General features: G+C 73.8%; 17 protein-coding genes. 5 read left to right on the plus strand and 12 right to left on the minus strand.

Features of this window, described 5'->3' with window-relative positions:
• Positions 1 to 63: 63 nt before the first annotated feature.
• The 7 genes from K5S26_RS15835 to K5S26_RS15865 all read right to left on the minus strand — a co-directional run bounded on the left by K5S26_RS15835 (position 64) and on the right by K5S26_RS15865 (position 7,321).
• Complete coding sequence (locus K5S26_RS15835; protein ID WP_221859956.1) at positions 64 to 1,020, minus strand: PhnD/SsuA/transferrin family substrate-binding protein; 957 nt, start codon at positions 1,018 to 1,020, stop codon at positions 64 to 66.
• Positions 1,021 to 1,288: 268 nt separating this feature from the next.
• Positions 1,289 to 2,098: an ABC transporter ATP-binding protein gene (locus tag K5S26_RS15840; RefSeq protein WP_221859958.1), complete on the minus strand. Its 810-nt coding sequence runs from the start codon at positions 2,096 to 2,098 to the stop codon at positions 1,289 to 1,291.
• The gene (locus K5S26_RS15845) at positions 2,095 to 2,910 is read right to left on the minus strand and encodes an ABC transporter ATP-binding protein (RefSeq protein ID WP_221859960.1); all 816 of its coding nucleotides are present in this window, start codon (positions 2,908 to 2,910) and stop codon (positions 2,095 to 2,097) included. The genes K5S26_RS15840 and K5S26_RS15845 overlap by 4 nt, the downstream gene beginning before the upstream one ends.
• On the minus strand, positions 2,907 to 3,824 hold the full coding sequence (locus K5S26_RS15850) for an ABC transporter permease (RefSeq protein WP_221859962.1): 918 nt from the start codon (positions 3,822 to 3,824) through the stop codon (positions 2,907 to 2,909). Before K5S26_RS15850 ends, K5S26_RS15845 begins: the two co-directional genes overlap by 4 nt.
• A gap of 1 nt (position 3,825) precedes the next feature.
• Positions 3,826 to 4,776: an ABC transporter permease gene (locus tag K5S26_RS15855; RefSeq protein ID WP_221859964.1), complete on the minus strand. Its 951-nt coding sequence runs from the start codon at positions 4,774 to 4,776 to the stop codon at positions 3,826 to 3,828.
• A gap of 30 nt (positions 4,777 to 4,806) precedes the next feature.
• The gene (locus K5S26_RS15860; RefSeq protein ID WP_221859966.1) at positions 4,807 to 6,336 is read right to left on the minus strand and encodes an ABC transporter substrate-binding protein; all 1,530 of its coding nucleotides are present in this window, start codon (positions 6,334 to 6,336) and stop codon (positions 4,807 to 4,809) included.
• Between the two features lie 49 nt (positions 6,337 to 6,385).
• Positions 6,386 to 7,321: an alpha/beta fold hydrolase gene (locus K5S26_RS15865; RefSeq protein ID WP_308123028.1), complete on the minus strand. Its 936-nt coding sequence runs from the start codon at positions 7,319 to 7,321 to the stop codon at positions 6,386 to 6,388.
• Between the two features lie 214 nt (positions 7,322 to 7,535).
• Between K5S26_RS15865 and K5S26_RS15870 the strand changes: the two genes are divergently transcribed.
• From K5S26_RS15870 to K5S26_RS15880, 3 genes are all read left to right on the plus strand, one after another.
• Positions 7,536 to 8,036: a carboxymuconolactone decarboxylase family protein gene (locus K5S26_RS15870; RefSeq protein WP_221859970.1), complete on the plus strand. Its 501-nt coding sequence runs from the start codon at positions 7,536 to 7,538 to the stop codon at positions 8,034 to 8,036.
• Positions 8,037 to 8,043: 7 nt separating this feature from the next.
• Entirely contained in the window at positions 8,044 to 8,757 is a 714-nt protein-coding gene (locus tag K5S26_RS15875; protein WP_221859972.1) for a tyrosine-protein phosphatase, read from the plus strand.
• A gap of 64 nt (positions 8,758 to 8,821) precedes the next feature.
• On the plus strand, positions 8,822 to 9,313 hold the full coding sequence (locus tag K5S26_RS15880; protein WP_221859973.1) for an SIP domain-containing protein: 492 nt from the start codon (positions 8,822 to 8,824) through the stop codon (positions 9,311 to 9,313).
• Between the two features lie 19 nt (positions 9,314 to 9,332).
• Here K5S26_RS15880 and K5S26_RS15885 read toward each other — a convergent pair whose 3' ends face one another.
• The 5 genes from K5S26_RS15885 to K5S26_RS15905 form a co-directional block, all read right to left on the minus strand.
• Positions 9,333 to 9,755 carry a Fe-S oxidoreductase gene (locus K5S26_RS15885; protein ID WP_221860029.1) on the minus strand — a complete coding sequence of 141 codons (423 nt, stop codon included), beginning with the start codon at positions 9,753 to 9,755 and terminating at the stop codon, positions 9,333 to 9,335.
• A gap of 92 nt (positions 9,756 to 9,847) precedes the next feature.
• The gene (locus K5S26_RS15890; RefSeq protein ID WP_221859975.1) at positions 9,848 to 10,672 is read right to left on the minus strand and encodes an arginase family protein; all 825 of its coding nucleotides are present in this window, start codon (positions 10,670 to 10,672) and stop codon (positions 9,848 to 9,850) included.
• A 151-nt stretch (positions 10,673 to 10,823) separates the two neighbouring features.
• The gene (locus tag K5S26_RS15895; RefSeq protein ID WP_221859977.1) at positions 10,824 to 11,561 is read right to left on the minus strand and encodes a PspA/IM30 family protein; all 738 of its coding nucleotides are present in this window, start codon (positions 11,559 to 11,561) and stop codon (positions 10,824 to 10,826) included.
• A gap of 122 nt (positions 11,562 to 11,683) precedes the next feature.
• Positions 11,684 to 13,693 (minus strand): TPM domain-containing protein, encoded by a 2,010-nt coding sequence (locus K5S26_RS15900; protein WP_221859979.1) that lies wholly within the window; start codon positions 13,691 to 13,693, stop codon positions 11,684 to 11,686.
• Positions 13,693 to 15,687, minus strand: coding sequence for a TPM domain-containing protein (locus K5S26_RS15905; RefSeq protein ID WP_246604112.1), 1,995 nt, complete (start codon positions 15,685 to 15,687; stop codon positions 13,693 to 13,695). The genes K5S26_RS15900 and K5S26_RS15905 overlap by 1 nt, the downstream gene beginning before the upstream one ends.
• A 249-nt stretch (positions 15,688 to 15,936) precedes the next feature.
• Between K5S26_RS15905 and K5S26_RS15910 the strand changes: the two genes are divergently transcribed.
• Both K5S26_RS15910 and trmB read left to right on the plus strand, forming a co-directional pair.
• Positions 15,937 to 16,770 carry a DUF3097 domain-containing protein gene (locus K5S26_RS15910; RefSeq protein WP_221859982.1) on the plus strand — a complete coding sequence of 278 codons (834 nt, stop codon included), beginning with the start codon at positions 15,937 to 15,939 and terminating at the stop codon, positions 16,768 to 16,770.
• A 102-nt stretch (positions 16,771 to 16,872) separates the two neighbouring features.
• A complete protein-coding gene (trmB, locus tag K5S26_RS15915) occupies positions 16,873 to 17,631 on the plus strand; it encodes a tRNA (guanosine(46)-N7)-methyltransferase TrmB (RefSeq protein ID WP_221859984.1) in 759 nt (252 codons plus the stop codon).
• The last annotated feature ends 88 nt before the right edge of the window (positions 17,632 to 17,719 follow it).

Genomic DNA, 17,719 nt, shown 5'->3' on the forward strand with positions numbered 1-17,719 from the left:
GGGCCGGGCGTCGGCCGGGAGGGACGGCGGGGGCCGCTGTGGAGCGGCCCCCGCCGGATGGGATCAGGCCTGGCAGGCCTCGACCTTGTCGGCCACCTCGGTGCACAGGTCGCGGATCAGGTCGTAGTACGCGTCGTCGACCGCGCCGAATCCGAACCAGCCCTCGCTCAGGAAGTCGTTCAGCTCGATGCCGGCGTCGGTGAGCGACTCCTGCGTGCTGTCGGCGAGCTCCGCCGTGAGCTGGTCCTTGACGTCCTGCGGGAGCGCTGCCTGCATCACGATCGGCGCGGCCGGGGCGAGCACGCGCTCGACCTCTACCAGGTCGCCCGACTCGATCAGCGGGTCGGCGTCGATGTCCTGCGCGAAGCCGACCTGGCACTCGGCGCCCTCGGCGACCTTCGCGGCGTTGAGGTCGTGCGACCCGCCCTCGGGCGCGATGATGTTCTCGTCCGCCACCTCGACGCCGGCGCCGATGAGGCCGCCCATGGGGACGGCGAAGCCGGAGGTCGACGTGGGGTTGACGAAGCAGATCGGCTCGTCGGCGAAGTCGGCGAGGGTCTGGCCGTCCCACTCGGGGTTGGCGATCGCCACGGAGTAGTAGCCGGGCTCGGCGCCCTCCTCGGTGATCTGCGCGCCGATCGGCTCGATCTCCGCGCCGGCCGCCTGCGACTGGTAGTAGGTGAAGGCGGAGATCTGGGCGACGTCGATCTGGCCGGAGGCGAGGCCCTGCACGACGGCGGTGTAGTCGGTGGCGGGGAAGAAGTCGACCTCCTTGCCGGTGATCTCGCCGATCCACTCGGCGATCGGCTCGGCGTCCTGGTCGGCGCCCTCGTGGTCGGGGAGGACCGCGAAGACGAGCGTGTTCTCGTCCTTCGCGAACGTGCCCTCGGACGACGCCTCGGCGGGCGCCTCGCTGCCGCCGGCGGCGGGCTCCTCCGCCGGAGACGAGCACGCCGCCAGGCCGAAGGCGAGTGTGAGACCTGCGGTGAGCGCGAGACCGCGCTTGATGGTGGACTGCATGGGGACCTTCCGAGTGAGGGGTGCAGGAGACGTCGGCGCGACGGACAGGGTGAAGTGCGCCCGACGCAGGAACCATAGGAAGGCGCGGATGCGCCGGGGTGGCGGCGGTCTTTCCCGCGGGTGAACGCCCGGTGACGGGTCGGTGCCCCCACCCGGTTCTGCGCACCGACGTCCGACTCGGTGCCCGCCATCCGGCTCTGTGCACGACGAAGGAGGTGATGGGGCTGGTGCAGCTCGGTATCGCCGTTCGGGCGGGGCGGGGCGTCGGCTACTCGGAGGTGGGGTCGATCACGGGGATCGACGCCAGCAGTCGCCGAGTGTAGGCGTGCTGCGGCCGCAGCAGCACGTCGTCGGTCGGCCCATGCTCGACCAGCGACCCGTCCTTCATCACCGCGACCGCGTCGCACAGGCTCTGCACGACGCCGACGTCGTGCGAGACCAGCACCAGGGTGAGGCCGTCGCGGCGGCGCAGGTCCGCCAGCAGCCGGAGGATCTGCGCGCGCACCGTCACGTCGAGCGCCGACAGCGGCTCGTCCCCGACCAGCACGCGCGGCCGGTGGGCGATGGCACGCGCGAGCGCGATGCGCTGCCGCTGGCCCCCGGAGAACTCGTGCGGGTGCCGGGACGCCATCGCGGGCTCGAGCCCCACGTCCTCGAGAACCTCGCGCACCCGCGCCGAGCGGTCGCCCTCGATGCCGAGCGCCCACAGCGGCTCCGCGACGATCTGCTCGACGCTCATCCGCGGATCGAGAGACGCGTACGGATCCTGGAACACGACGCCGGTCTGCCGCCGCAGCCAGTGCAGCGACCGCGCCCGGGCGCCGGCGTCCACCGGCCTCCCGGCGAACTCGACCGTGCCCTCGGTCGGGCGGTCGAGGCCCAGCAGCAGACGGATCAGCGTCGACTTGCCCGAACCGGACTCGCCGATCACGCCGAGCGCCGACCCTTCGGCGACGTCGAGGTCGGTGGGGGCGAGCGCGACGTTCTCGCGGCGCGGCGAGAAGGGCGTCTCGCGCGGCAGCGCGTACCGGCGGCTCAGGCCGCGGGCGCGGATGATCGGCGAGCTCTTCTCGGTCATGTCGTCGCCCCGCTCTCCGGACCGGCCGTAGGCGCCGGGGGAGACCACAGCGTCGCGGTCGCGTCGCGCAGCAGCCCCTGCGTCACGGGATGGGCGGGCGCGGTGAGCAGGCGGGACACGGGCCCGTCCTCGACCACCCGTCCGTGCTCGAGCACCACGCCGTGCGTGGCGACCTGCGACAGCACCGCGAGGTCGTGGGTGATGAACACCAGCGACATCCCCGCGTCGGACACGAGCCCCCGCAGCAGCTCCAGGATCTCGGCCTGGATCGTCACGTCGAGCGCGGTCGTCGGCTCGTCGGCGATGAGGAGGCGCGGCTCACAGGCGAGCGCCATCGCGATGGCGACCCGCTGCCGCTGGCCGCCGGAGAGCTGGTGCGGATAGCGGCGCACGAGGGACTCCGGGTCGGGGAGGCGCACCCGGCGGGCCTCGGACACCGCGACGCGGCGCGCCTCCGCGCGGCCGACGTCGTGATGGATGCGCACCGACTCGGCGATCTGCCGCCCGACCGTACGGATCGGGTTGAGAGCCGTCTGCGGCTCCTGGAACACCATGCCGATCTCGTCGCCGCGCAGCCTCGCGAGCTCCCGGTCGGGCAGGCCGATCAGCTCCCGGCCGTTCCAGCGGATGCTGCCGTGCGCGGTCGCGCCGTCCGGCAGCAGCCCCAGGACCGCCAGGGCCGTCAGCGACTTCCCCGAGCCCGACTCGCCGATGAGGCCGAGCCGAGCGCCGTCGGGCACGGCGAACGACACCCCGTCGACGAGCGTCCGCCCGTCGATGCGCACGACCAGCCCCTCCACCTCGAGCGTCATGCGATTACTCCGGGGGCGGTGTGCGGGATCCCCCGGCGGCCCCGCCCCTGCAGCGTGGGGTCGGTCGCCTCGCGCAGCGCGTCGCCCAGCAGGTTCAGCGCGAGCACCGTCAGCGTGATCGCCAGGCCCGGCCACACCACCGACAGGGGGTGCACCTGCAGGTACGGCTGCAGGTCGGCCAGCAGCAGGCCCCACGAGGGCTCGGTGACCGAGGCGCCGAAGCCCAGGTACGACAGGCCGGCCTCGGCGAGCACCGCCACCGCCATCGACCAGGACAGCTGCACGATGAACACGGGAGCGACGTTCGGCAGCAGGTGGCGCCGCAGGCTCTGCACGGCCGTCAGCCCCGACGCGCGCGCGGCCAGCACGTAGTCGCTGGCGTTCACCCGGCGCAGCTCCGGGCGCGTCACGCGCGCGATGCTCACGCCGAAGCCGATGCCCACCGCCCAGACGACGACCCACAGGGACCCGCCCCAGACCGACGAGATCATCATCGCGATCAGCAGCACGGGGAAGGCGACCAGGATGTCGATCGCGACGGCCACCGACTCGCGCGTCCATCGCGGGGTGAGCGCCCCGAGCGCGGCGAGCAGCACGCCCACGGCCGTGGCGACGATCCCCGCGCCCACGGCGACGAACACGGTCGTCTGCGCCCCCGCCATCAGCAGGCTGAGGATGTCGCGCCCCGTGCCGTCGGTGCCGAGCAGGTGCGGCCATCCCGGCATGCCCCAGCGTCCCGCGAGGTCGGTCGTCCGCGGGTCGAACGGCGTCCACGCGAGCGAGACCAGCGCCGTCACCGCGATGACGGCGGCGACGGCCAGGCCGAAGCGCCCGGCGGCGATGCGCCACAGCCGGGCGAGCGGGCCCGCCGGCTCGCCGACGTCTTCCGCCCTCGTCGCTGTCGCGTCGGCCATGTCAGCCCGCCTCCCGCTGCCGGGGATCGATGGCGTGATGCACCAGGTCGACGGCGAAGCCGATCAGCAGCACGAAGCCGGTCAGCACCAGGAGCTCGCCCTGCACCATCGCCAGATCGCGCGAGCCGACGTCGGACGCCAGCATCCGGCCGATGCCGGGCAGGTTGAAGACCCGCTCGATGACGACGGCTCCCACCACGGTGCCCGCGACCTGCAGCCCGAGGACGGTGACGATCGACAGGCCGACCGAGGGCAGTCCGTGCCGGATCAGCGCCTGCGTGCGCGTGAGCCCCTTCGCGGCGCCGGTGCGCACGAAGTCCTGTCCGATCGCCTGGAGCGTCGCGCTGCGGACGAACCGCAGCAGCATCGCGCCCTCGACCACGCCGATCGTGAGCGCCGGCAGCACCAGTGCGCGCAGCGCCTGATCGGGGGACGCCCACCCCGAGCGCGGGAACCCCTGCGCGGGCAGCCACCCCAGCACGACGGCGAAGACGACGACGAGCATCATGCCGGCCCACACGACCGGGACCGCAGCGAGCCCTTGGGCGAGCCCGCTGATCAGGGTGCCCGAGGCCCGGCCGCGCCGCAGGGCGGACAGCACGCCGAACGGCATGGCGATCAGCAGGGCGACGAGCATCGACAGCACGCCGAGGGGCACCGTCACCTGCGCCTTCTCCCACAGCTGGTCGGCGACCGGCGAGCCGGTGAGCAGCGACGAGCCGAGGTCGCCGCGCACGATGCCCCCGAGCCAGCCCAGGTACTGCTGCCAGAGCGGAAGGTCCAGTCCCAGCTGCTCGCGGATCCGCGCCACCTGCGCGGCCGATCCCTGCGTGCCCGCGATCAGCTGCGCCACGTCGCCGGGCATGACCCGCAGCACCGCGAAGATGAGCGCGCTCGCCGCGAGCAGCCCCACCACGAGGAGGGCGAGCCGCGTCAGCAGGTACTTGGCCACGGGCGGACCGGGGTCAGGGGATCGCCGGGGTCACTCGCCCGCGAGGGTCACGGACGACAGATCGATGCGCGACGTCGTCGAGTCGACGGGGAAGCCCGACACGCCCTCGTACACCGCGGTGAGCTCGCCGGCCGAGTACAGCCAGTCGGCCGCATGGTCCTCCGACACGATGCGCGCCGCCTCGGCGAGCAGGGCGCTCGACTCGGCCTCGTCGATGGTCGTCATCGCCTCGGCGTACAGGTCCTGCACCTCGGCGTTGTCGTAGTCGAAGTAGTAGTCGGGGTTCGCCCAGTTCGAGAAGTCGCGCGGCTCGGCGTGCTCCACGAAGCTCAGCTCGTAGTCCTTGTTCTCGTACACGTCGTTCAGCCAGGTCGAGAACTCCACCGGGTTGACGCGCAGGTCGACGCCCACGTCGTGGAACGCCGAGACGAGGTACGCGGGCACCGTGGTGCCGTAGTGGTTCGAGATCGTGAGCGTGATCTTCAGGTCCTCCTGGCCGGCCTCGGCGAGCAGCTCCTTCGCGCGCTCGGGATCGAACGGGGCCACGTCCGACAGGTCCTCGTACCCCGGGTCGAGCTCGGGGATCGGGCCGTAGAGCGTCGAGCCGGTGCCGAGCGCCTGCACGAGGGCGTCGTGGTCGATCGCCAGTCGCAGCGCCTCGCGGACGCGGACGTCGTCGAGCGGCGGTGCCGCGTTGTTGAAGGCGAGCGTGCCCTCGGAGGTCGAGCGGCCGTCGGTGAGCGCGAAGCCGTTCACGCCGTCGAGCTGGGGGGCGAGGTCGGGCTCGACGCGGGTGAGGACGTCGAGGTCGCCGTCGAGCGCCGCGTTGACGGCGGCGGTGCGGTCGGGGATGTAGGAGAACTCGACGGCGGCGACACCCGCCGCGTCGCCCCAGTAGTCCGCGAAGCGGGACAGCGAGATGGCGCTGCCCTGCGACCAGCTGTCGAGGGTGAACGGGCCGGTGCCGTTCGCGGCGGTCTTCAGATCGGTCTGGTCGCCCTCGTCGAAGACGAGTCCGGCGGGCCCGGTGAGCCAGAACAGCAGGTTCTGGTCGGGCTGGTCGAGCGTGAGCACGACCGTGCGGTCGTCGGGCGCCTCCACCGCCGTCACGTGCGCGAGGTCGCGGTGGCCGTTGAGGCTCTCGTCGTCGCGGACGGCGTCGAACGAGCTGACGACGTCCGACGCCGTGAGCTCGCCGCCGCCGTGGAACGTGACGCCCTCGGCGAGCGTGAAGGTGTAGGTGAGGCCGTCCTCGGAGATGTCGTACTCGGTGGCGAGGGAGGGCACGATCTCGTTGTCGGTCGTGCGGGTGACGAGTCCCTCGTAGACGTTGTCGATCAGCACCTGCTCGAGCGCGACGCCCGAGGTGCGGCGGATGTCGAGGTTCTCGGGCTCGAGCACCAGGCCCACACGCAGCGTGGCGTCGGGGTCGGCCTCGCCGGCGGACTCCGCCGGGGCGGGGGACGCGGCGCAGCCGGCGAGAGCCAGCAGGGCGACGGCCCCGATGCCGACCGCGACGGTTCGGGGCGACCGCGCACGGCGTGAGGTGAAGATCTGCATGGGTGTCCTCTCGGAGGGGCGGCGCAAAGCGCGCCGGCGGGATCGGCCGTCAGCGGCCTTCCGCGGTCGGGGAGATGAGCGCGGCCAGGGCGACCGGTGCCGCCTCCTGGACGTTGTGGGGTGCGTCGATCGAGACGATCTCGGCGCGGGGCACCCGGCGCGCGAACTCGGCGGCGGCCTGCTCGTCGACGAAACCGCGCGCCGCGCGCACCAGCGTGATCGGCGCGGCGACCGCGGCGAGGTCCTCCCAGCCGGATCCATCGACCACGGGCGGGGCCGCGTCCGCCGCCGACAGACCCTGCTGCGCGATGCGGGCGAAGTGATGCTTCCACTCGACGGTGCCGGGCCCGTAGTCGCCGTCGTCGAGCACGCGGGTGTTGTGGAAGACGCCCCGACGAGCGTCCTCGAGCGCGCCGCCGAGCCCGAACGACAGGGCGCGTTGCACGGCGTCCTCGCGCGACGGGAAGGACGTCTGCTCGTAGAACCGCCGCAGCTGCGCCGAGCCGGCCCCGCCCGCGACCCCCGGCGTGATGTCGACGATCGTCAGCGACGCGACGAGGTCGGGACGACGGGCGGCGAGGGCGGCGGCGGTGAGACCGCCGAGGGAGTGGCCGACGAGGTGCACGGGCGCCTGCGCCCACTTCTCGAGGGCTTGGGCGGCGTCGGGGGCGAGGATGCGAGGCCGGTAGTCGGCGTCGCTGCGCCAGGAGGAGTCGCCGTGTCCCGGCAGGTCGACCGCGAGGGTGTCGGCGCCGATCGCGATCGCGGTGTTGTCCCAGGTGTGGGCGTTGAGGCCGGCGCCGTGCAGCAGCACGATGCCCGGCCGAGATCCGCCGCCGAATCGAAGCGCGCTGAGCGTCCGCCCGTCGTCGAGCGCGAGCGAGACCCTGGCGACCGGAGGCACGGGACGGCCGAGCCGCGCCGCCTGTCCGGGCAGGTACGAGAACTCGTCGCCGTGCGGCGATGGCGGGGTGTTCTCTGTCACGGGATCGGGTGCTTCCTGGTCGGGGCCCGACGGCGCGGGCGGATCTGGGACCATTGTGCCGCTGCGCGTCCCAGCCGAGGAAATCGCGGGACAAATAGCTCAGCTTAACTCTGAAATATCCAGCTATATGTAAGTAATATCGCGTGCTAGCTGTGCACATTGATTTTCGCCCCTTCCTCGATCGGTGCGGACCCCGGCTGGGTAGGGTGGCTGCATGGGCCAGTCGAGGGTGCATCTGTCGAAGTCCGAGCCGACCGCGTACAAGGCGCTCGACGCGTTCTCGAGGGAGGTCGGCTCCATCGCCCACGCCAACGGCGTCGACGAGCGGCTGAAGGAGCTCGTCCTGCTGCACTGCTCGCAGCTCAACGGGTGCGCGTACTGCGCGCGCATCCACTCCGATCGCGCGCTCGCCGCGGGTGTCGGCGTCGACGACCTCACCCAGCTGCCGGCGTGGCGGGAGTCCGGCGTCTTCTCCGAGCGCGAGCGCGCCGCGCTCGAGCTCGCCGAGGCGTTCACCTTCATCCATCGGGGCGGCCTCCCGGACGACGTGTACGACCGCGTGGGTGCCGTGCTGACCGAGAAGGAGTACCTGGGGGTCAGCTGGCTGAGCGTGTCGATCAACGCCTTCAACCGCGTGGTGATCGCCGGGCGTTACGCGGTGCCGCCGCGCGAGGCGGCCGCGGAGGCCACCGGCGCGGCCTCGGCGGGGGTGTGATGCGGGCATGAGCATCGTGCCGGGCGCGGTCAACTTCCGCGACGTGGGAGGCCTGCCCGCGGGGGCCGGCGTGACGCGGTCCGGCGTGCTCTACCGCTCCGGCAGCCTGGCGGGCATCGAGTCCACCGGCGCGGAGGCGTTCCGCGCACTCGGCGTGCGTCGCGTCGTCGATCTGCGCTCCGACGACGAGGTGTCGCGCGCGCCGAGCGGCGTGGAGGGCGTCGAGACGCTGCACGTGCCGCTGTTCCTCGGTTCGCTCGCCTCGTTCTTCCTCGAGGACCTCTCGCTCGCGCAGCTCTACGCCGCGCTGCTGGAGCGGTCGGGGGATCGGATCGTGACCGCGGTGCGCGGCATCCTGGGTGCTCAGCCGGTGGTGGTCCACTGCACCGTGGGCAAGGACCGCACCGGGATGACCGTCGCGCTCGCGCTTGCGGCGGCGGGGGTCGAGGAGGACGCCGTCGTGGACGACTACGCCCGCACGGAGTCGCTCCTGCCCGCGTGGCGCAACGAGAGCACGCTCGCTCGGATCCGATCGGCGTACCCGGGAGCGCGCCATCTCGAGGAGCTCGCCACCCGGTCGCCCGCCCCGGTCATGCGCGAGGTGCTGACGCTCGTCCGCGACGAGCACGGCTCGGCTGCCGGGTATCTGAGGTCCCACGGCCTGGGGGAGGACGAGCTCGCGCTGCTGCGCCGGAACCTGGTCGTCGAGGCGGCCGGCTGAAAGCCTCCTCCGTATTCTCGGGTGAGGTAAGGCAACCCTTCGGTGGGCGTATGATGGGGGCATCATGACCTCCACCGAGCAGCGAGCCCCCGAGCACGCGACGCCGCACAGCGCCGCGACCTGCCGTGCGCAGCGCCACACGCGCGTGCAGCATCTGGTGACGGCCGACGAGCACTCGCTCGTCGATCTCGAGGTCCTGCTCTCGACGCTGCCGATCTGCGCGACCGGCCGGGTGTTCGTGGAGGTGCCCGACGCCGCCTGGATCTCGGACATCGCCGCGCCGCCCCGCATGGTCGTGACCTGGCTCGACCGATCCGCCCGCTCGGGCGAGCCCGGCTCGGGCCGCTCCTGCGCGCCCGGTGCGGCCATCGCGCGAGCCGTCACCGCCTGGGCCGACGAGATGCTCTGCATCGACGACGACGAGACGCGCTTCGACCTGCTGGGCGGCTACCTCGGTACGGCGGACATCGTCGACCACCTCACGGACCGCCTCGGCGTGGGTGCCGAGCGCATCCACGCGCCCGAGCGCTTCGGTCTCTTCAGCGGCCGCCGCTGATTCAGGCGGTCGCGCGCCGTCAGTCCTGCGCTCTTGCCGTACGGCGACGCGCGCGAACGTAGCCGCCCGCGCGGAGGCCGGCGGCGATCTCGAAGCGGTTGCGCAGCGGGTCACGCCCGGCGAGCAGGTACAGCAGCGGCATCAGGAACCCGTAGCGGCGCCATTGCTCGCGGTGGACGCCCTCGTGGCGCAGCAGCTCGTCGCGGAGCGGCCGGTCGCCGGTGAGGAAGCAGCCGCCGACGCAGACGCCGCCGCGCGGGAACGCCCAGGCCGGCATGCCCCGGAAGACCCAGAGGCCCGCGTGCCGCTCGACGACGCCGGTGCTCCAGAGGGATCCCCATGCCCAGCCGACCGCGGTGCCCCACCGGTAGCCGACGAGGCTCACGGGTGAGTCGAGCAGGAACCCGGGGATCAGGCGGTCGAGGCGGTCTCCCGCGCGCAGCGCGCGCTCGGCGTGCGCGCGCACCGGCTCCGTCAGGGCATCGAGCTCCGCGTGCGGGTGCGCGTCGGCACCGGGCTCCCGTGACGCGGCCGTCACGCCAGCGCTCCGACGACGCGCAGGATCGTGCCCAGGTCGTCCACCGCTGCCTCCGGACTGCGGGGAGTGAACCCCGCGATCGTCGCGCCGGCGAGGGGAAGGCGGGCACGCACCGCGCCGATGGCCGCCACGAGCGCCGCGGGGGTCACGCCGAACGGCTCGGGGGACGAGACGCCGTCGATGTCGGCCGGGTCCAGCACGTCCAGGTCGACGTGCACGTAGACACGGCGCGCGCCCGTCGCCGCGACGGCATCCGCCAGTGCCTCCGGGGCGTCCAGGTCGGACGGGGCGAGCGAGGTCATCTCGGAGTCGGCGAGCTGCTCGTCCTCCTCCGGGTCGAGCATCCGCACTCCCGCCAGGACCACGTGCGCGGGCGACACCGCGCCCTCGGGCAGGGCCAGGCCGGCGGCGCCGTCGCCCAGCACCGCGCGCAGCGACATGCCCGCGAAGGCGCCGCTCGGAGAGGTGGCGGGGGTGTGCAGGTCGGCGTGCGCGTCGAACCACACGACCGCGAGCGGACCCTCGCCCTGCCCGGCGGCGTGGCCGATCGCGGGAACGGAGACCGAGCAGTCCCCGCCGATGACGATCGCGGGGGTGGGGACGTCGGCGAGCGCCGTGGCGAGCGCGTCGCGGGTGCGCAGGAGCGCGCTCGCGCGCAGCACGCCGGTGCCGAGCGGCTCGCCCGCCTCGAGCGGCACCTCGACCGCGGTGCAGGCGGCGCGCGGCAGATCGCCGGCGATGGCCTCCGTGCCGTCGACGTGCGCCATCGCACGGGAGGAGGGGGATCCCTGCCACTGGGGCACCACGACGAAGCGAGCCATGCTCTCATCCTGCCTCGAACGGCCCGCGGTCGTGTGCACGACGCAGGATGAGCCGGGGGACACGCCCGGGACACGCGCCGCCGGGCCGGGTGGTCCTGCGTCATGCACGACGCCGCCCGCCCCCGAGCGGGGACGGGCGGCGTCGAAGGGGTCAGGAGCCGAGCTGGCCCTGGGGCGTGCCGCCCGACTTGAGCTGGGCGAGGCGCGCCTCGACCTCGGTCAGCTCGCCGAGGTCGTCGAGGCTCTCGAACTGGGCGTCCAGGCTCGACGCGGCGAGCTCGGCGCGGCCCGTGGCCTGGGCCTCGACGCGGCGCACCTTCTCCTCGAAGCGACCGAGGTCGCTCGTCGGGTCGAGCACGTCGATCGACTTCACGGCGTCGTGCACCTTGGTCTGCGCCTCGGCGGTCTTCTGGCGGGCCAGGAGCTCCGCGCGCTTGCCGCGAAGCTGCTCGAGCTTCACCTTCATGCCGTTGAGGCCGGCCTTGAGCTTCTCGACCACCTCGCTCTGCGACTCGAGCTGCGGCGCGGTCGCCTTGACCTCGTTCTCGGCCGTGATCTGGCGCTGCAGGGCGACCTTCGCGAGGGCGTCGAACTTGTCGGCGTCGACCGTGTCGCCCGACGTGCGCAGCTCGTCGGCCTTGCGGCTGGCGGCGAGCGCCTTGTTTCCCCACTCGACCGCCGCCTGCTTGTCCTCGGCGTGGTCGCGCTCGAGCAGGCGCAGGTTGCCGATGGTCTCGGCGATCGCGGCCTCAGCGTCGGCGATGTTGTTCGTGTAGTCGCGCACGAGCTGGTCGAGCATCTTCTCCGGGTCCTCGGCCTGGTCGAGGAGAGCGTTGATGTTCGCCTTCACGAGCGTCGAGATGCGCCCGAAGATGGACTGCTTTGCCATGATGTGCCTTTCGTGTGGCCTTGCGGTGGAGAGGGTGGGCTCGAGGCGGGGTGTGTCGACTCATCGCGACGCTCCTCCCTCAACGACCCTAGGCGGTTCGCGGCGAGCCGCGAACGACGTTTTCAAAAGCGACGACCGCCGGATCTGCCGGAAGATCTGCTGCTGGAGAAGGAGCGGGACGAGCGCCCCGACGAGCGCGAGGAGAAGCCCCCGCCCCGCGAGCCGCGCGACGACGAGCGCGACCACGAGCCGGAGGAGGAGCCGCCCCACCCGGACGAGGAGCCGCCTCCCTCGCCGCCGAACAGGCCCGACAGCGCGCCGAGCGCCGCTCCGCCGAGGGTGAACAGGACGAGCAGGCCGATACCCGCTCCCGGCTCGTCCGCGTCGCCCAGCACGCCGAGTCCGCCGAAGAAGCCGACGGCGCCGCCGCCAAGCGCCCCGACGCCCGCCTTGGCGCCCGTGTCGTCGTCATCGGCCGCGGCGGCGACGTACGAGGGCCGCGCCGCGCGCTCGGTCGCCGACCGATCCGACGGGGACGTCGCGGCGGTCGTGCCGGGGCCGGCCGCCTGCCGGGCCTGCTCGGCGAACGACGACGCGGCGCGGGCGTGCACGGCCTGCTTCTCCGGGTCGTCGACCGCGGCGCGGGCGAGAGCGAGCTCCTGCTGCGCGCGGTGCAGCGCGGTCAGGCCCTGCGCCGCCACGCGACCCGGTCGCGCGGCGATCGCGCTCTCCGCGACGCGCACCGAGGCGGCGGCGCGGTCGAGCTCGCGGTTGCCGGTGATGTCGTCGTTCGTGCGCGCGAACAGCGGCAGCACGCCCGGGCCGTCCGCACCGGGCGCGCCGGCGGGAGGCACGGTAACCCCGGTCTCGGCGACGAGCTGCGCGGCGCGCGCGGCCACGGCGGCGTGCAGCTGCGAGACCTCCGCCAGGTCGCGCTCGATCTCGTGCACCGCCGTGCCGATCGCCGTCGCCCGACCACGTGCCGCGGCGTCGCGCAGCCTGCCGAGCCATTCGTCCGCGTGGCGCAGGTGCTCGCGCATCTCCTCCGGGTCGTCGTCGATGCCCGCGAGCTGGTCGGGCGTCTGCTGGGCGCGCAGCGCGGTCAGCTGGGCGTCCGCGGCCGCGACCAGCTCGTCGGCCTCGGCGCGAGCCCGGGTGAGTCGCTCGACCGTGGCGGTCGCGTCCTTGGCGAGCCCTCGCAGGTCCTTCAGGGCGCGGGTGCGCTCGTCCAGGGAACGGTCCACCGCGCCGCACAGCGACAGGATCTCCTCGGTCCACGACCGGGTCTCGGCGTCGGTGTCGGGGATCGCGTCCTCGAGCTTGCGCTGCAGCTCGAACGCGCGGTCGAGCTGGGTGCGCCCTTCCGCGAGCACCTGGGCGAACTCGTGCGTCGCCTCGTCGCCGAACTCCGCCGTGACGAAGCCGAGCTCCTGCTCGCTGGTGCGCAGCGCCTCGTCGGTGCGCACCAGCGTCACCGAGGCGCGCCGCTTCTGCCCCTCCAGCGTCCGCAGCTCCAGGGCGCGGGCCGCGCGCCGCCGCCCGTGCAGCACGAGCTGCACGATGACGAACACCAGCAGCGCGAGGCCGAGCGCCCCGAGGACCCAGACCCACCACGGCGGCGGCACCTTGTCGAACTCGTCGGCGACGTACTCGACCCCGCCGGCCCAGTCGTCCTGGGCCAGGTAGGCGGACCCGAGCCGATCCTCGATCTCGAGCACGCGCGACTCCGAGAGCGGCCCGCCGCCCTCGTACTCCGCCGAGATCGCCAGGGCGCGTCCCTCCGTGGCGATCGCGAGCAGGTACTGGTCCGCGCCCAGGTTGTTCTCGAGGGACATGCGATCGGCCCAGCGCAGGGCGTTGGACGGATCGGCGAACTCGTCGACGAACACCACGTACAGCTCGGGGCGGTCGTCGGTCTGGGCGAGCCGTTCGAGCCGCTGCTCGAGCCGGCGTTCCTCGGCGTCCGAGAGCACGCCCGACCAGTCGGACACGTAGCCCGCGTCGAGATCCCCGGGCGGCGTCGCGGCGACCGCGGGCGGCGTGACGGCCAGGGCGCCGATCGCGACCGCGCCGGCGACCGCCGCCAGGGCGAGGCGCCGGACCGTGGCCGTGAGGCGGTGCGCGCGACGCATCAGAAGCGTCCGCCCCCGCGCCGCCCGCCGCGCCCGCCGCCCGAGCTGCGTCCTCCGCTGCGCCCCGAGCTGCGTCCTCCGAAGGACCCGCTGTGCCGGGACGATCCGCCGCGCCCGCCGTACGATCCGCCGCCGAGCATGCCGCCCATCCCGCCGCCCCATCCGCTCGGTCCGCGCGAGCGCGAACCGCCCACGCTGCCGCTGATCAGGCCGCCGATGAGGCCGCCCACGATGCCGTCGACCATCCCGCCGCCGCCGACCACGCCGCCGCCGAGCCCGCCGCCCCAGTCGGCCGACTGCGCGTCCGACTGGGCGAGCCTGCTCGCCTCCGCGGCCAGCTGCAGCGCTCGCTGAGCCCGCTGCAGCGCCTGAGCCGGGTCGCCGACCTGCAGGGCCTCCGCGCGCGTCAGCTCGGCGCCCGCCTCCGCGAGCCGCGTGCGCGCGTCAGCGCCGACCGAGCCGCGCCGGGCCGCGATGAACTCCTCCGCCCCCGTGACCTGGCTGCGCGCCTGCAGCAGCGTCTGCCCGAGCAGCTGCTGGGCGCGCTGCGCTCCCGCCACGACGCCGTCGATCTGCGTGTTCGCGTTCTGCAGGGCCTGCAGCAGCGCCTGCGGGCTGCGGGACGTGCCCTCGAGGTTCTGCCGCGCGGTGGCGACGGCCTGCTCGGCGGCCGCGATCGCCGCGGCGACCTCGCTCGTCGAACCGAGGGTGCGCGCCCGGGCGAGGTCCTGCTCCAGCTCGGCGACGAGCGCGACCGCCTGCTGCTCCGCCGCGGTAAGCGTCCCGTCGAGGTCCGCGACCGCCTGCTCGAGCTGGGCGGCCTGAGCGAGCGCCTGCTCGGCGCCGCGGATCGCGACGGCTGCCTCCCCGCCGTCGCCGGCGTCGATCAGCCGCTGCGCCTCGGCGAGCTGCTCGTCGGCGAACGCGAGGCGCGCGCCCACCTGGACCGGGTTGTCGGAGACGATCGCGACGGCATCCGGCGCGTAACGCCCGCCCAGCTGTGCCACGGCCGCCTCGACGCGCTCAGCGGTGCCCTGCGCCTGTGTGCGCCGCCGCTGCGCCTCGGCGAGCGCCGCCGGAGCGTCCTGCTCGATGCGGCGCAGCTCGGCGAACGCCGACTGCTTGTCGCTGAGCGCCGCCGACGCGGTCTCGCACAGGCGCACGATCTCGGCGTTCCAGTCCCGTACCTCCTGCTCGGTGTCCTTCTCGCCGTCGTCGAGCTTCTGCTTCAGCTCGAACGCCTGCGCGAGGGCCGCCTTCGCGTCCTTCAGCGCCTGCTCGAACTCGCCCGTCGCGTCCGAGCCGAACTGCGCCACGGCGAAGCCGAGCTCCTGCTCGCTCGCGCGCACCGCGTCGTCGGTCGCGACGAGGGCCGTCGCGGCACGCCGCTGCAGCTCCTCGGTCGGCACCTGCGGCTCGGCGCCGTCCTGGCCCGTGCCGCCCGCGCCCTTGCGGCGTCGCGACACGAACCAGACCGTGCCGCCGACGGCGGCGACGCCCACGACGCCGCCGATCACCCACGGGACGGCGGACCCGGACCCGCCGGTCAGCCCGTCCGCCGCCGCGTCGATCGCGCCGGACCAGTCCTCCGCGCTGAGGAACGGCTGGATCTCGTTCTCGATCTGGCCCAGGCGGTCGTCGCTGACCGGGCCGTCGGAGTCGCCGGAGAGGTAGAAGGTGCGCCCGGAGGTCGACGCCGCGAGCAGATACTGGTCGATGCCGAGCCCGTTGGCGATCGCGGTGTCGTCCGCCCACTCGCGCGCGTCGGAGGGGTCCTCGAAGTCGTCGACGTACACGACCCACAGGTCCAGCCCCGACTCCGCGCTCAGCTGCTCGAGGCGCTGCTGCGCAGCCGCCTCCTCGGCGTCCGACAGCACGTCGGAGCCGTCGTAGACATAGCCGCTGCCCAGCTCGACCGGCTCCTCCGCCGCGGCCGGCAGCGCCGCGAAGGCGGTGGCTCCGACGACTCCCAGAACCGCGATCGCCCGAAGCATCCTGGCTGCCCTCGCTCGCATCGCGCACCCTCTCCGTGCCGGCGTCCCCGAGACGCATGGCCTCGCGTCGATCCTATGCACGCACGGCATGCGAGAAAGGCGTCCTGGGCATCTTCACAAGACGCCTCCCGGGACGCCGCGCGTCGGAGCTCGTCGTGCGGCGGGCGGCGCGGCGCGCGTCGCACCGCCTCCCGGTGCGTGGCGACAATAGGCTGGTGCGTCGCCGCTGGACCCGAGGAGGACGTCGCCATGGACGATCGATACGGCACCGACGTGCTGGCCGCCGGATGGCGCGAGCGCGGTGCGAAGAAGGTCAAGACCGTCCCCGCCGAGGTGGATCTGGTGGTCGAGGTCGGCGTCGACGGCTTCTGCGGGGCGATCACGCGCCTCGAGGCGGGCAACGTCGAGCTGGAGGACGGGAAGGGGCGCCGCCGGATCTTCCCGCTCGGCCGCGGGTTCATGATCGACGGCGAGCCCGTCGAGCTCGTCGTCCCCGTCTCCGCGCCGCAGGGCCGACGGCGCACCGCCTCCGGCTCGTTCGTGGCGGAGGAGCAGCGCGCCCGCGTGGCGCTGCCGCACCGCATCCTCGTGGAGGGCAAGCACGACGCGGAGCTCGTGGAGAAGGTGTGGGGCGCCGATCTGAGGGTGGAGGGGGTCGCCGTCGAGTTCCTCGAGGGGGTCGACCGCCTGCCGGACCTGCTGCGCGATGAGCCGCCGGGGCCCGACCGGCGCTACGGGGTGCTCGTCGACCATCTCGTGCCGGGCTCGAAGGAGTCGCGGATCGCCCAGACCATCGAGCGCGGCCCGCACGGGGCGCACCTGCTGATCGTGGGCCACCCCTTCATCGACGTCTGGCAGTGCGTGAAGCCCGCGTCCGTCGGCATCCGTGCCTGGCCCGAGGTTCCCCGCGGTGAAGAGTGGAAGGCGGGCGTGTGCCGCCGCCTCGGCTGGCCGCACGCCGAGCACGCGGACATCGCTCGCGCCTGGCAGCACATCCTGTCGCGGGTCACGACGTTCCGCGACATCGAGCCCACGCTGCTCGGCCGGGTCGAGGAGCTCATCGACTTCGTGACGTCTCCCTAGGGCGCGGTCCCTACGGAGACGTTCCGGAGGGGCCGCTCCGGAGGCGCCGTCGCTGACGGGACCGTGCCGCGGATCCGCAGGCACGCCGAATACGCTGGGGGGATGCCCGATGAGCCCTCCGACGCCGCGCCGGACGCCCCGCGCTTCCGCGACAAGCCCGTCTCGTTCGTGCGCCGCAGCGGCCGGATGTCCGAGGCGCAGGAGCGCGCGTGGGCCGAGCTCGCGCCGTTCTACGCGCTCGACGTGCCCCGCGACGTCGCCTCGACCTCGGTGCACCCCGACGCCCGCCTCGTGCCCGCCGAGACCTACGGGCGCACCGCGCCGCTGATCGTCGAGATCGGATCGGGCCAGGGGCACGCGATCGTCTCCGCGGCCTCGTCCCGCCCCGATGACGACTTCCTGGCGGTCGAGGTCTTCCGCGCGGGGCTGGCACGGACGATGCTCGACGCCGACCGCGCCGGAGCCCGCAACCTGCGCCTGGTCGAGGCGAACGCGCCCGAGGTGCTCGAGACCCTGCTGCCGGAGGGCTCCGCCGACGAGGTGTGGGTGTTCTTCCCCGACCCCTGGCACAAGAGCCGCCACAACAAGCGTCGCCTGGTGAAGGACGGGTTCGGCGCCGTCGCCGGGCGCGCGCTCCGGGACGGCGGCGTGCTGCGCCTCGCCACCGACTGGGAGGACTACGCGCTGCAGATGCGCGACGTGCTCGACGCCGCCTCCGAGCTCGAGCGGGCGTTCGACGCCGACGGCGACGCCTGGGCGCCGCGCTTCGACGGCCGCGTCATGACCGCGTTCGAGCGCAAGGGGCTGAACAAGGGCCGCGACATCCGCGACCTGGCCTACCGCCGGGTCGCGCGAGGCTGACCCGCACCGGCCGAACAGCCCGGCCGAACAGCCCCGCCGAGCGGCCCTGTTGCGCGCTCTGCGCGACGCGGCCCGGTCGCCGACCGGC

The organism is Microbacterium marinilacus (assembly GCF_019753765.1).
Lineage (GTDB): Bacteria > Actinomycetota > Actinomycetes > Actinomycetales > Microbacteriaceae > Microbacterium > Microbacterium marinilacus.